General features: G+C 59.6%; 11 protein-coding genes. 3 read left to right on the top strand and 8 right to left on the bottom strand.

Annotation, left to right across the window (positions count from 1 at the left end; genetic code table 11):
- Positions 1-183: 183 nt before the first annotated feature.
- Both ACIP1X_RS17660 and glnK read right to left on the bottom strand, forming a co-directional pair.
- Positions 184-1521 (bottom strand): ammonium transporter, encoded by a 1338-nt coding sequence (locus ACIP1X_RS17660; protein WP_016985874.1) that lies wholly within the window; start codon positions 1519-1521, stop codon positions 184-186.
- A 38-nt stretch (positions 1522-1559) separates the two neighbouring features.
- Positions 1560-1898: a P-II family nitrogen regulator gene (gene glnK / locus ACIP1X_RS17655; RefSeq protein ID WP_002555808.1), complete on the bottom strand. Its 339-nt coding sequence runs from the start codon at positions 1896-1898 to the stop codon at positions 1560-1562.
- Between the two features lie 414 nt (positions 1899-2312).
- Here glnK and ACIP1X_RS17650 point away from each other — a divergent pair, with 414 nt between their 5' ends.
- Positions 2313-2573, top strand: coding sequence for an accessory factor UbiK family protein (locus tag ACIP1X_RS17650; protein WP_008086041.1), 261 nt, complete (start codon positions 2313-2315; stop codon positions 2571-2573).
- 252 nt (positions 2574-2825) lie between these two features.
- On the opposite strand, the gene ACIP1X_RS17645 is transcribed toward ACIP1X_RS17650, so the two are convergent.
- Together ACIP1X_RS17645 and ACIP1X_RS17640 are read right to left on the bottom strand one after the other, a co-directional pair.
- Positions 2826-3131, bottom strand: a complete 306-nt coding sequence (locus ACIP1X_RS17645) for a HigA family addiction module antitoxin (protein ID WP_371042714.1) — start codon at positions 3129-3131, stop codon at positions 2826-2828.
- A 7-nt stretch (positions 3132-3138) separates the two neighbouring features.
- The gene (locus ACIP1X_RS17640) at positions 3139-3417 is read right to left on the bottom strand and encodes a type II toxin-antitoxin system RelE/ParE family toxin (protein WP_331693068.1); all 279 of its coding nucleotides are present in this window, start codon (positions 3415-3417) and stop codon (positions 3139-3141) included.
- Between the two features lie 322 nt (positions 3418-3739).
- Between ACIP1X_RS17640 and ACIP1X_RS17635 the strand changes: the two genes are divergently transcribed.
- Complete coding sequence (locus tag ACIP1X_RS17635) at positions 3740-5233, top strand: YifB family Mg chelatase-like AAA ATPase (protein ID WP_400753903.1); 1494 nt, start codon at positions 3740-3742, stop codon at positions 5231-5233.
- Here the strand turns inward: ACIP1X_RS17635 and ACIP1X_RS17630 are convergent.
- From ACIP1X_RS17630 to ACIP1X_RS17620, 3 genes are all read right to left on the bottom strand, one after another.
- Positions 5230-6444 carry an aldose 1-epimerase family protein gene (locus ACIP1X_RS17630; protein WP_400753900.1) on the bottom strand — a complete coding sequence of 405 codons (1215 nt, stop codon included), beginning with the start codon at positions 6442-6444 and terminating at the stop codon, positions 5230-5232. The two genes, ACIP1X_RS17635 and ACIP1X_RS17630, sit on opposite strands and share 4 nt — an antisense overlap.
- Before the next feature lie 219 nt (positions 6445-6663).
- Positions 6664-8640: a methyl-accepting chemotaxis protein gene (locus ACIP1X_RS17625; protein ID WP_400753898.1), complete on the bottom strand. Its 1977-nt coding sequence runs from the start codon at positions 8638-8640 to the stop codon at positions 6664-6666.
- A 189-nt stretch (positions 8641-8829) separates the two neighbouring features.
- The gene (locus ACIP1X_RS17620) at positions 8830-9750 is read right to left on the bottom strand and encodes a LysR substrate-binding domain-containing protein (RefSeq protein ID WP_400753942.1); all 921 of its coding nucleotides are present in this window, start codon (positions 9748-9750) and stop codon (positions 8830-8832) included.
- Positions 9751-9909: 159 nt separating this feature from the next.
- On the opposite strand from ACIP1X_RS17620, the gene ACIP1X_RS17615 reads away from it, so the two are divergent.
- Positions 9910-11307 (top strand): NorM family multidrug efflux MATE transporter, encoded by a 1398-nt coding sequence (locus ACIP1X_RS17615; protein ID WP_400753896.1) that lies wholly within the window; start codon positions 9910-9912, stop codon positions 11305-11307.
- 126 nt (positions 11308-11433) lie between these two features.
- On the opposite strand, the gene ACIP1X_RS17610 is transcribed toward ACIP1X_RS17615, so the two are convergent.
- Entirely contained in the window at positions 11434-13107 is a 1674-nt protein-coding gene (locus tag ACIP1X_RS17610; protein ID WP_400753893.1) for a putative bifunctional diguanylate cyclase/phosphodiesterase, read from the bottom strand.
- Positions 13108-13407 lie beyond the last annotated feature (300 nt).

Here is a 13407-nt window from a genome sequence, read left to right as displayed (position 1 = left end):
GCGCTCTGGGAAAAAACAAAGGCCCTAATACGCGTGTAATGACGTAAGCGTTTGGCCGGTGAAAAACCGTCGTCGTAAACACGACTAAAGGCGTACGAAAAATCCTTTCAGCCTGTCGCTTAATGACAAATCCCGGACAAAAAAATGCCCGGCGAACCGGGCAATTTTTTTCAGTGCGCGTACTTACAGGTTGTAGCCGCGTTCGTTGTGTTGTGCCAGATCGAGGCCGACCGATTCTTCTTCCTCGGTCACACGCAGACCCATGACGGCGTCCAGTACCTTGAGGATGATGAAGGTGACGATCGCGGTGTAGATCACCGTGAAGCCGACGCCTTTGACCTGAATCCAGACTTGCGCGCCGATATCGGTGACGGTGCCGAAGCCACCCAGAGCCGGCGCAGCGAAGACACCGGTAAGGATCGCGCCGAGGATACCGCCGATACCGTGTACGCCGAACGCGTCCAGGGAATCGTCATAACCGAGTTTGCGTTTCAGGGTGGTGGCGCAGAAGAAGCACACCACGCCTGCGGCCAGACCGATCACCAGTGCGCCCATCGGGCCCACGGTGCCGGCAGCTGGAGTAATCGCGACCAGACCGGCAACCACACCCGAAGCAATGCCCAGTGCGCTTGGCTTGCCGTGGGTGACCCACTCGGCAAACATCCAGCCCAGCGCCGCCGCAGCGGTAGCGATTTGGGTGACCAGCATCGCCATGCCGGCAGTGCCGTTGGCCGCCGCAGCGGAACCGGCGTTGAAGCCGAACCAGCCGACCCACAGCATCGCCGCGCCCATCAGGGTGTAACCGAGGTTGTGCGGAGCCATCGGGGTGGTCGGGAAGCCTTTACGCTTGCCCAACACCAAGCAGCAGATCAGACCGGCCACACCAGCGTTGATGTGCACCACGGTGCCGCCCGCGAAGTCGAGCACGCCCCAGTCCCACATCAGGCCGCCGTTGCCGGACCAGACCATGTGCGCGATCGGCGCGTAAACCAGGGTGAACCAGATGCCCATGAAGATCAGCATCGCGGAGAACTTCATCCGCTCGGCGAACGCACCGACGATCAGCGCCGGGGTGATGATCGCGAAGGTCATCTGGAAGGTGATGAACACCGCTTCAGGAAACAACGCCGCAGGACCGGTCAGACTCGAAGGCGTGACACCGGCGAGGAACGCCTTGCCCATGCCGCCGAAGAACGAGTTGAAGTTGACGACGCCCTGCTCCATGCCGGTGGTGTCGAACGCAATGCTGTAGCCATAAATGACCCACAGGATGCTGATCAGACCGGTAATGGCGAAGCACTGCATCATCACGGAAAGAATGTTTTTCGAGCGAACCATGCCGCCGTAGAACAGCGCCAGGCCCGGGATGGTCATGAACAGCACAAGTGCCGTCGAGGTGAGCATCCAGGCAGTGTCGCCGGAATTGAGGACTGGGGCCGCCACTTCGTCTGCCGCCATTGCAAGGCTTGGCATTACGATGGACAACAGGGCTCCTAGCCCTGCGAATTTACGCAGAGTCATATTGTTTTCTCCTGGGGCGTTGGGGTTTGTGGCGGCGTTTAAATCGCGTCGGTATCGGTTTCGCCGGTACGGATGCGAATCGCCTGTTCCAGATTGACCACGAAGATCTTGCCGTCACCGATCTTGCCGGTGTTGGCCGCTTTGGTTATCGCCTCGATAACCCGATCCAGATCCTTGTCGTCGATGGCCACGTCGATTTTCACCTTGGGCAGAAAATCGACCACATATTCCGCGCCGCGATACAGCTCGGTGTGACCCTTCTGCCGGCCGAAGCCTTTGACTTCAGTAACGGTAATGCCCTGCACGCCGATTTCGGACAGCGACTCGCGCACGTCGTCCAACTTGAACGGCTTGATGATGGCAGTGACTAGCTTCATGAAAACTCTCTCCCGAATTGGTGGACTTGCCCCAGGAAAACAAACCCGACTCAAGTCTAAGCGCAGTGCCTGGCTTTGTAACGCATCGTCGGCCGTACCTGCCCGACTGACGCCAGCTAACCGCTGCCGACGAAACTCCCCGCTCCGTCTGCCGCACTGCATTCGTCACAGCGACTGCATCAGTGCATGGGTCGAAGGTGACTAAGCAGAAAGCTTGCCATCTCGCCAAAAACCTCTGATTTCAATCCCTTGGCCGCTGCCGCAAGCCATCCCGTGCGAAACCCCATCCGGATACGCACAACAACGGTGCGTCGCCGTCCGTCCGCCTGCGCGAAAAGCGTGCATCCCTGACCACGAGAATGACTATAGACACTGCGTGATACACTGCCGGCCATTGTTTCCAGGACATCCACCATGCTCGCGCCCAAAGACTTCCTCGACGCCCTGAGCGGCACCGCCTCCCGCCTGTTCAACGGCGACACCCCGCTGCCGAAAGCCGAAATCGAAAGCCAGTTCAAGATGCTGCTGCAGAGTGCGTTCAGCAAACTCGATCTGGTGAGCCGTGAAGAATTCGACAGCCAGATGGTCGTACTGGCCCGCACTCGCGCCCGCCTCGAAAGCCTCGAAGCCAAAGTCGCCGAGATGGAAGCCAAGCTGACACCGCCCGCTGAATAATCCGCGCCCCCTGTAGGAGCTGCCGAAGGCTGCGATCTTTTGATCTCCAGCCCAGTAGAACTTGTCCTGACAAACCGATATGGATAACCTCTGCGAACGCGAGTGTGTCCGCTAAGGATGTGCAGGCTGCGGCCTCACCAAAGCCTGCGAATAAAAAAACCGCCTGTTCAAGGCGGTTTTTTTTCGTCCACAATTTTTCAGCTTTGCGCAGATTCGCCCGATTCGTACCCCTCTGCGACCCAAGGGTCAGGTTCAAGCGCAATGTGCCAATCGCTCAACTTGATCACGGATGGAAGCTCCTTTCTCAATTTCAGCTTTTCGCAAATCGTAAGCCGATTGCAGGTTCAGCCAAAATTCAGGGGTGGTGTCCAGGCAGATAGCAAGCCTTAACGCCATATCAGCGCTGACACCTCGCCGCTGTAGAACAATATCGTTCACCGTCGGAGTCGACACATTTAGTGCTCTCGCCAACGCAGCTGCTGTAAGGCACAAAGGCTCTAGGTACTCCTCTTTGAGGATCTCACCCGGATGAACCGGACGCATACCATTCTTAGTCATAGTCACCTCAGTGATAATCGACGATTTCCACACCCTCAGGGCCATTAAGCCCCCAGACGAAGCAAATTCGCCATTGGGCGTTGATCCGAATGCTGAATTGCCCTTTTCGATCTCCTTCCAGAGCTTCGAGCCGATTTCCCGGAGGAGACCGGAGATCAGCTAATACCGCTGCCGCATCAAGCATCGTCAGCTTGCGTTCCGCGACACTCAATATGGCTGACCAGAAACGGGTTTTACCGCTGCGGAACAGGTATTCGGTTTCAGAACATCCGAAGCTAACGATCATAATTTAAAGCTTAACGTTATGCATTAATCTTGAGTGTATTCGCGGAACTCATCAAAGCAAACAGTCCATCTTGTGATTTGGGTGTTCTTTCAAGACTCTCAGAAATGGACTACTCACGCGGCCCGGCCCTCACCGATCCGTTGCTTTTTCCTACACAAACAACTCGCATGTCCGCTTGCAGTACTGGATAGATTCCTTGCGACTTGTTCCAGCAACATCCTGAGAAATTTTCGCGCTCCGCTCGACCCGCTTAAGCGTCTTCTCCCAACTACCCTTCAAAAACCCGCAGGAAGCGGCCCTCGATTCAGCTCAAGGAACGACCATGTCCCTCTCCATCGTCCACAGTCGCGCCCAGATTGGCGTGGAAGCCCCCGCCGTCACCGTCGAAGTCCATCTGGCCAACGGTCTGCCGTCGCTGACCATGGTCGGCCTGCCCGAGGCGGCGGTGAAGGAGAGCAAGGATCGGGTGCGCAGCGCGATCATCAATTCAGGGCTGCAGTTTCCCGCGCGGCGGATCACCTTGAATCTGGCGCCGGCGGATTTGCCCAAGGACGGTGGGCGGTTTGATCTGGCGATTGCCTTGGGGATTCTGTCGGCGAGTGTGCAGGTGCCGTGTCTGACGCTGGATGATGTGGAATGTTTGGGAGAGTTGGCATTGTCCGGCGCAGTAAGGGCGGTGCGCGGGGTTTTGCCGGCAGCATTGGCGGCGCGCAAGGCGGGTCGTGCGCTGGTGGTGCCGCGAGCGAATGCTGAGGAAGCGTGCCTTGCTTCGGGGTTGAAGGTGTTTGCGGTGGATCATCTGCTGGAGGCGGTGGCGCATTTCAATGGCCATACGCCGGTTGAACCGTATGTCTCTAACGGCCTGATGTACGCCAGCAAACCCTATCCCGATCTCAACGAAGTCCAAGGCCAATCAGCTGCCAAACGTGCGCTGCTGATTGCCGCGGCGGGCGCGCATAACCTGTTGTTCAGCGGCCCGCCGGGGACGGGCAAAACCTTGTTGGCCAGTCGCCTGCCCGGGTTGCTGCCACCACTCGCGGAAAGCGAGGCACTGGAAGTGGCGGCCATTCAATCGGTCGCCAGTTGCGTGCCGCTGACCCACTGGCCGCAGCGGCCGTTTCGCCAGCCGCATCACTCGGCATCCGGCCCGGCACTGGTCGGTGGCAGCTCGAAACCGCAACCCGGTGAAATCACCCTCGCCCACCACGGCGTGCTGTTTCTCGATGAATTGCCGGAGTTTGATCGCAAGGTTCTGGAGGTGCTGCGCGAGCCATTGGAGTCCGGACACATCGTGATTTCCCGAGCCAAGGATCGCGTGCGTTTTCCGGCGCGCTTTCAATTGGTGGCGGCGATGAATCCATGTCCCTGTGGATATCTTGGCGAGCCCAGCGGCAAATGTTCCTGCACCCCGGACATGGTGCAGCGCTATCGCAACAAGCTATCGGGGCCGCTGCTGGATCGAATCGATCTGCACCTGACGGTCGCGCGGGAGGCGACCGCGTTGAATCCGCAGGTAAAACCGGGAGAGGACAGTGCCACCGCCGCTGCTTTGGTCGCCGAGGCGCGCGAACGGCAGCAGAAACGTCAGGGCTGCGCCAATGCATTTCTTGAATTGCCGGGGCTGAAGCGGCACTGCGCGTTATCCACAGCCGATGAAAAATGGCTCGAGTCGGCCTGTGAGCGATTAACGCTTTCGCTGCGTTCGGCACATCGCCTGCTCAAAGTCGCCCGGACACTGGCAGACCTTGAGCAAGTCGATGCGATCAAACGCGAACACTTGGCCGAGGCGCTGCAATATCGGCCGGCGACACCTTAATGCTCGGTCAGATCCACCAGCGGCGTCTGCCGCACTTCGGTGTCGCGCCCCGCCTGAATTTCGGTCACGCGCTTCAAGGCGTTATCCACAGCACCTTTGTCCGCAAGCAGGCTGTAGCTGATCTGGAACTGTTTGTGTTCCTTCGGTGCGATGGTCGGCACCAGATTCAGCGGACGCTGATAGCGACGGTTGTAGGAAAAACTGGTGCCCGGCTCCAGTCCCGTGACATAACCCTGCCCTTGGGTATCGGTGTTTTTCCACAGGGAAAACACCGGCAACTGCTGGGTATTGAAGCCGACGGAGACGCCGAGGCTGCCAGCCTTGTTGTGCAAAACGGTCAGCGTTTCACCTTTGGCGTCGGCATAGGGCACGACGTTGTAGACGGTTTCGTCGTAGTCCTTGGTCGGCGCGCGATAGGTCTGCCAGTCAGCCAGATCGCCCTTGGCCTTGTCGTTGAACGGCGAGACCTGTTTTACCGGTGCAGCAAAACGGGCGCCCCGCTCGAGGAACGGCGTGCTGAAATTGCTGTGATACAGCGCCTGGTATTCCTTTGGATAGTCGCCGTTGTTGGTCAGCGTATCGTTAAGTGCAAAGCGCACGCTGCCAGGTTCGGTGACCAGTTCAGTGACGACCGAGAAATCGACTTTCTTGAAGGCCTGCTCTTTCAGCTCGCCGCGCAGACTGATGGCGTAGGGTGGCTTTTCGTCGATGTGCAGCGTGACGGTACTGGCCGGGATGTTGGCGGCGCGGCCATGCAAGGTCAGCAGTTCACCGTTGTCCATGCCGGGATGGCCAACCCATTCGTAACCGCAGCGGGCGACCAGCTCGTTGAAACCTTCCAGCCAGCCCAGACCACCGCGCCCGTTGAGCTCGATGAAGGCTGGGTTGACCACGTCCTTGACCGGCGAATCCCAACCCATGCGCACGTTGCCGACAGAGGCCTGCAAGACATTCATCCCTCGGGTTGGCACCACCGAGAGTTTCATCGTGCCGTTATCGATATCGACGATGCTGACGCCTTCCTGCCGCCCCCCGTGCAAGGTACGCAGGCTTACGGAGAAGGGTTTATCGGTTTTCACGCCGAGCTGCCCACTGGTGATGCTCCAGTTTTGCGCGGACTTGTTGGTATCGAGGAGGACGTAATCCCAGGCCATGGCGTGGGAAGCAGCAGAGAATGCGCCGAGGGCGACGGCGAGTTTGAGCGGGGTCATGGCAGCAGCCTTTATTGGAGTTGTGCCATTTGTATAGCGCTGCGGAAACGTTTCAGCAAGTGTATTAGATCGACAGATCGCATGTTCTGCCGAAGATTTTCAGTGATGCAATCGCGAGCAGGCTCGCTCCCACAGGGGATCCGGGTCTTCACAAAATCTGTGAATCACACCGAACACTGTGGGAGCGAGCCTGCTCGCGAAAGCTATTTCAAAGGCGCATCAACGAAACCGATCAACCTCGGCACGCAAGTCCGCCGCCAAGCCTTCCAGTTCCTTCGCCGTCACAGCCAGATTCGAAACAACCTCACGCTGCTCACTGTTGGCCAACGCAATGCTCTGCAAATTGCTGCTCAGCAAAGTCGCCGTGCTGCTCTGCTCCTGAGTCGCCGTGGTAATCGCGGCGAACTGCTGCCCGGCAGAACGGCTCTGCTCATCAATCCGCGCCAGCGCCGAGGCGACATTGGCGTTACGCGACAAGCCTTCCTGCATCAGCACATTGCCCTGCTCCATGGTGCTGATCGCGTTGCCGGTTTCCTGCTGAATGCTGTGGATCATCACCGAGATTTCATCGGTCGCCTGACGGGTACGCGAAGCCAGGCTGCGCACTTCATCCGCCACCACGGCAAAGCCGCGACCTTGCTCACCGGCACGCGCCGCTTCAATTGCAGCGTTGAGCGCCAGCAAATTGGTCTGCTCGGCAATCGAGGTGATCACGCCAACGATGCCGCCGATTTCCTGCGAGCGCTGACCGAGGGTGTTGATCACTGTGGCGGTGCTGTTGAGGGCGCCAGCGATTTGCTCCAGAGAGGACGAAGCTTCTTCCATCGAGCTACGGCCAATCTGCGTCTGCTGGGCATTTTCCTGCGCCAGACGTTGGGTCGCGCCCATGTTGTCGGCGATGTTCAACGAGGTCGCGCTGAATTCTTCCACCGCGCCGGCCATGCTGGTGATTTCGCCGGACTGCTGCTCCATGCCTTCATAAGCACCGCCAGACAAACCGGACAGTGCCTGCGCTCGGCTGTTGACCTCCGCGGAGGAACGGCGAATGTGCTCAACCATGGTCGACAGCGCCTGGCTCATCTGGTTGAACGCGCGCGACAACTGACCGATTTCGTCGTTACTCGCTACATTCAGACGCACGCTCAGATCACCGGCGCCCAAGGCTTCGGCCTGACGCACCAGATCACCCAGCGGTTGCAGTTTCGAACGCAGCAGCCACATCGCCGAACCGACCGCCAGCAACATCGCCAACAGGCTGCCAATCGCCAGTTGCGCGCCGACGCTCCAGGTCACTGCGCGAATCTCGGCTTTCGGCATGCTCGCCACCACCGACCACGGGCCGCCGTCGAACGGCACCGCGACGCTGTAGAAATCTTCGGACGTGTCGCCCCAGAACTGGCCTTTGCCCGGCGATTTCGCCAGATCCTTGATCAGCGGAATTGCTTGATCCAGCGCCTGCACGCCCGCTGGTGGAACCAGCCATTTGCTTTGCTCATCAAGCAACGCCAGCGAGCCGGTCTGGCCGATGCGGAAGCGTTTGAGGTTATCGAACTGGGCGTTCTGCGCATCGGTGTAATCGAAACCGACGAACAGCACCGCAATCACTTTGCCGCTGCCATCGCGCACCGGGGTGTATTGGGTCATGTAGGAACGATCAAACAGCAAGGCGCGGCCGACATAACCCTGTCCGGCCATCAATTTCGCGTAGGCCGGATGGGCGTGGTCAAGCAAGGTGCCAATGGCGCGGCTGCCGTCCTGTTTGGTCAGCGAGGTGCTGACGCGGATGAAATCTTCGCCACTGCGTACGAACAGCGTGGCGACGCCCGCGGTCATCTGCTTGAACTCGTCGACTTCCTTGAAGTTGTTGTTCAGCACTTCGCTGCCCAGATGCAGGCCCGGAGTCTGGGTGCCGGCAACACTCACTGGCTCGTCCGGATGAAGGCTCAACCCGCTGCTGAAGCGCTTCTCGAACAACCCGCTGAGGCGCTGGGTGCTTTCACGCAACGTGCCGTGGAAGGTGCTCAGTTGGTCGGCCAGCAGCCGAGCCTCACTGGCCAGATGTTCTTCACGGGTGGCGAGGTTGGCAGTGTCCAGCGAACGCAACGCGAACACCGTACTGCCACTGATGACGACCGCCAGAATCACAGCAAGGGCAAGGCCCAGCTGCGAGGCAATCCGAGCGCGAGGTTGAGACATGAACAGCTCCTGGCCGAGCCACCGGATCCTCCTTGATCGCAGCTGATGCTCGGAATAATTCTAATAATGGGGGTGAAGCATGAAGACCGGCACGACGGTTCCACTTGCTCATAGTCGGCGGTAAATCCGAATACTTGAGCGCTGTGCGAGGGTATGGCACGGGGCCGGCATTGTGGCGGCTCGAACGTTTCAGCTCAAGCGCGCAACGGCCGGCAGTTCCATGGCGCGGACTTCGCTCTGGAGGAAGTCGCTGAGGCGGCGCAAACGTTCACCTCCCGGACGGGTTTTTGGCCACACCAGGTAATAATCCAGGCCACTGGCAACGGCGGTCGGCCACGGCAAACTCAAGCGTCCTTGCGCGACATCTTCGGCGACCATCAACAAATCGCCCATTGATACCCCGTAGCCACGCGCCGCCGCGATCATGCCCAGTTCGAGCGTGTCGAACACTTGCCCGCCCTTTAGCGAAACCTGATCGGACAAGCCCATGTGCTCCAGCCAACTGCGCCAGTCGCGGCGATCCGGGGTCGGGTGGAGCAATTCGGTGCTTGCCAGTCGATCAAGATCCCACGGTTGATCGTTGAGCAGATTCGGCGCGCCGACCGGGATCAGTTCTTCGGGAAACAACAAACTCGCTTCCCAGTCCGGCGGAAAATGGCCGTCGCTGAGCAACACGGCGCAATCAAACGGCTCATCGTTGAAGTCAACCGAATCGACGTCCATCCACGCACTGGTCAGTTGCACCTCGTTGCCCGGCTGCAAATGGCGGAAGCGACTCAGGCGCGCCAGCAGCCAACGCATGGTCAGGGTCGACGGGGCTTTCATGCGCAGGATGTCGTCCTCGGCGCGCAAGGTGTTGCAGGCGCGCTCCAGCGCCGTGAAACCTTCGCGAATCCCTGGCAAGAGCAGACGCGCCGCTTCGGTCAGTTGCAAATTGCGGCCGCTGCGGTGAAACAAGCGGCAGGCAAAATGCTCTTCCAGCGTACGAATATGCCGACTCACCGCGCTCTGGGTGATCGACAGTTCTTCCGCTGCGCGGGTGAACGAGCTATGTCGCGCCGCCGCTTCAAATGCGCGCAGGGCATACAACGGAGGAAGTCGACGGGCCATGCACAAAGCTCCAGTGGCGGGATGCAGCGAATTGAGCGGAATCTGTTCAGGATGAGTTTTAGTCATGCCACCCATCCTTTTTATCCCTTTGTGCAATGCCTGCCAAGCGCCGAGAATCGACGGTCTCCTGTTCCCTCTGAAAATTGAGTGGTGATACCCATGCAGCATCCTGTGCGTACTGAACTCTGGGCCATTCTGCGGCTGGCAGGGCCGTTGATCGCTTCACAGTTGGCGCACATGTTGATGGTGCTGACTGACACTTTAATGATGGCCCGCCTGAGTCCCGAAGCGCTCGCGGGCGGCGGTCTCGGTGCAGCGACTTACTCGTTCGTATCGATTTTCTGCATCGGCGTGATTGCGGCAGTCGGCACGCTGGTGGCGATTCGCAAAGGCGCCGGCGACATCATTGGCGCCGCACGGCTGACCCAGGCCGGGTTGTGGCTGGCGTGGCTGATGGCGCTGGGTGCCGGTTTGCTGCTGTGGAACTTGAAACCGGTGTTGCTGCTGTTCGGCCAGACCGAGACCAACGTCAACGCCGCCGGGCAATTCCTGATTGCCCTGCCCTTCGCCCTGCCCGGCTACCTGAGCTTTATGGCCCTGCGCGGTTTCACCAGTGCAATTGGTCGGGCGACACCGGTGATGGTCATCAGTCTGGCCGGCACCGTGGCCAACTTCCTGCTCAATTACGCGCTGATCACTGGCATGTTCGGTCTGCCGAAAATGGGTCTGATGGGCATCGGCCTGGTCACGACGATTGTCGCCAACTGCATGGCGCTGGGGCTGGCCTGGCACATTCGTCGGCACCCGGCGTATGACGCTTATCCGCTGCGCGCAGGGTTATCGCGGCCGAACCGCCAGTACCTGAAAGAACTCTGGCGCCTCGGTCTGCCGATCGGTGGCACCTACGCGGTGGAGGTCGGGTTGTTTGCCTTCGCGGCGCTGTGCATGGGCACCATGGGCAGCACGCAATTGGGCGCGCATCAGATTGCTCTGCAAATTGTTTCGGTGGCGTTCATGGTGCCGGCGGGCATGTCCTATGCGATCACCATGCGCATTGGCCAGCATTACGGCGCCGGGCAATTGCTCGATGCACGGATGTCGGGCCGGGTCGGGATCGTCTTTGGTGCGGTAGTGATGCTCGGTTTTGCGATGGTGTTCTGGTTGCTGCCAAATCAGTTGGTCGGGTTATTCCTTGATCACAATGATCCGGCGTTTGCCGAAGTGATTCGTTTGGCGGTGAGCCTGCTGGCCGTGGCGGCATGGTTCGAGCTGTTCGACGGCACGCAGACGATTGCCATGGGCTGTATTCGCGGGCTCAAGGATGCGAAGACCACGTTCCTGGTCGGGCTCGGCTGTTATTGGCTGATTGGCGCGCCAGCGGCGTGGTGGATGGCATTCCACTTGAACTGGGGGCCGACGGGCGTCTGGTGGGGATTGGCGCTGGGGTTGGCGTGCGCGGCGGTGAGTCTGACGTTGGCGTTTGAGTGGAAGATGAAGCGGATGATTCGGCTGGAGCCTGTGTCTTTACGGCAATACGCCGTCGCACAACCGGAGTGAGATCCCCTGTGGGAGCGGGCTTGCTCGCGAAAGCGGCGGGTCAGTCGATATGTGCATTGACTGACCCGGCGCCTTCGCGAGCAAGCCCGCTCCCACAGGGATTTGTGCCTGACCCGAAGACTTGGGTCAGCCCACGATTTCGAGGGCGGGCTGTTGGCTTGAGCCAAACGTCAGGTACTCAACCAGTTCCGCCAACGGCAACGGCCGGCTGATCAGATAACCCTGCACCTGATCGCAACCAAACCCGCGCAGCAATTCCAGTTGTTCCGGCGTTTCAACCCCTTCCGCCACCACTTCCAGATGCAGGTTGTGCGCAAGGTTGATCATCGCGTGCACCAGTTTACGGTTCTCTTCACGCTGTTCCATGCCACCGACAAAACTCTTGTCGATCTTCAGCAAAGTGATCGGCAAGCTGTTGAGGTGCACGAACGACGAGAACCCGGTACCGAAATCATCCAGCGAGAAGCGCACGCCGAGCCGCCCAAGGGCATCCATGGTCTGTTTGACCAGATCGCTGCGGCGCATCACGGCGGTTTCGGTCAGTTCGAATTCCAGCCACTGTGCTTCCACACCACGCTCAGCGATCAAGCGGCTGAGCGTCGGCAACAACTGACTGTCCTGAAACTGACGAAATGACAGATTGATCGCCATGTGCAACGCCGGCAGTCCGCGTTCGCGCAACGCCTGCATGTCACGCAGCGCCCGGGAAATCACCCAGTAACCCAGAGGCACAATCAACCCGCTTTGCTCGGCCAGCGGCACGAATTCACTCGGCGGCAGCAAACCACGTTCGCCATGGCGCCAGCGCACCAAGGCTTCGAGGCCGACAATCTGGCCGTCCTCAAGATTCAGGCGTGGCTGGTAATGCAATTCCAGCTCATCACGACGCAAGGCCCGGCGCAGCTCACTTTCGAGGTCAGCCATGCTCCGCGCGTTGCGGTTGATGCGTTCGTTGAAGATATGAAAGGTGCAGCCCTGCGTGCTCTTGGCCTGCTGCATGGCGATGTGCGCATGCCACATCAGCGGGTCAGCGCCAGCCTGCGCGCGGGCATGGGCGATGCCGAGGCTGGAGCCGATGAGCAGGCTTTCGCCATCCACCCAATACGGTTCAGCGAGTGCTTCGGTGATGCGTTCGGCCATCCACTCGGCGCGTTGCGGCGCGCGGCGGGTGTCGATCAGCAAAGCAAATTCATCGCTGCCGAGACGTGCCAATTGATCGCCGGCTTCCAACTGACTTTTCAGCCGCGCCACGACCTGCAGGATCAGCCGATCGCCAGCCTGATGACCAAGGGCGTCGTTGGCGTGGCGAAAGTTGTCGAGATCGAGATGCCCGAGGGCCAGGCCGCGACCATCGCCTTCAGCGAGACGCGCCGTCAGCAAGGTCTGGAAACCCTGACGGTTGGCGATGCCGGTCAGCGGATCCTGTTCGGCGAGGCGTTGCAGGGTGTTTTCGAGAACGCCGCGTTCGCGCACATGGCGCAGGCAACGGCGCAGCATGCCGGGGTCGAGGGCGTCGAACACCAGCCAGTCACTGACGCCAACCGGCGCGGTGTCCGGTTCGTGTTCGAGCAACAATACCGTCGGCAGGCTGCAGCGGCCGGGTGCCGGTTGCAACGCAGGAAGGGTCAACAACACCGCATGGCGGTTGTCTTCGAACAAACTGCTGACCGACTCCCAGCTCGGCGCGCTGATCAGCACCGCCGCGCTCCCCATCGGAGCCAGACACTCACGCAATAACGCTGTCCACGCTGGCTCTTCGGCCAGTAGCAGCAAACGCAAGGGTTCGACAGGCGTAGACAAGCTAGCTCCCTAGACTCTGCAATGATGTGGGCGGCGGGCATTATGCCGTTGCGCTGACCAATGACCAAATGACAACGGTTATCAAAACGTTATTTTGTGTCACGAAGGAGAACATTAGCCGCTAAATCACCGCGCATCCTGCGTGAAAGTAACAAAACCGGCAAATATGAATCGCGTGGTACGTCACAAGTCGGACAGAGCAGCACAAATCTCTGAGCCTGTTAAAATGCCGGCCCATTTCGTCAACGACTCCCGAATTTTCGTATGTCCCGACTCAATCCCCGGCAGCAAGAAGCCGTG

Source organism: Pseudomonas sp. NPDC088885, assembly GCF_044750025.1.
Lineage (GTDB): Bacteria > Pseudomonadota > Gammaproteobacteria > Pseudomonadales > Pseudomonadaceae > Aquipseudomonas > Aquipseudomonas rustica.
The sequence above is the reverse complement of the archived record's forward strand: the minus strand, read 5'-3'. Positions and strand labels throughout refer to the sequence as shown.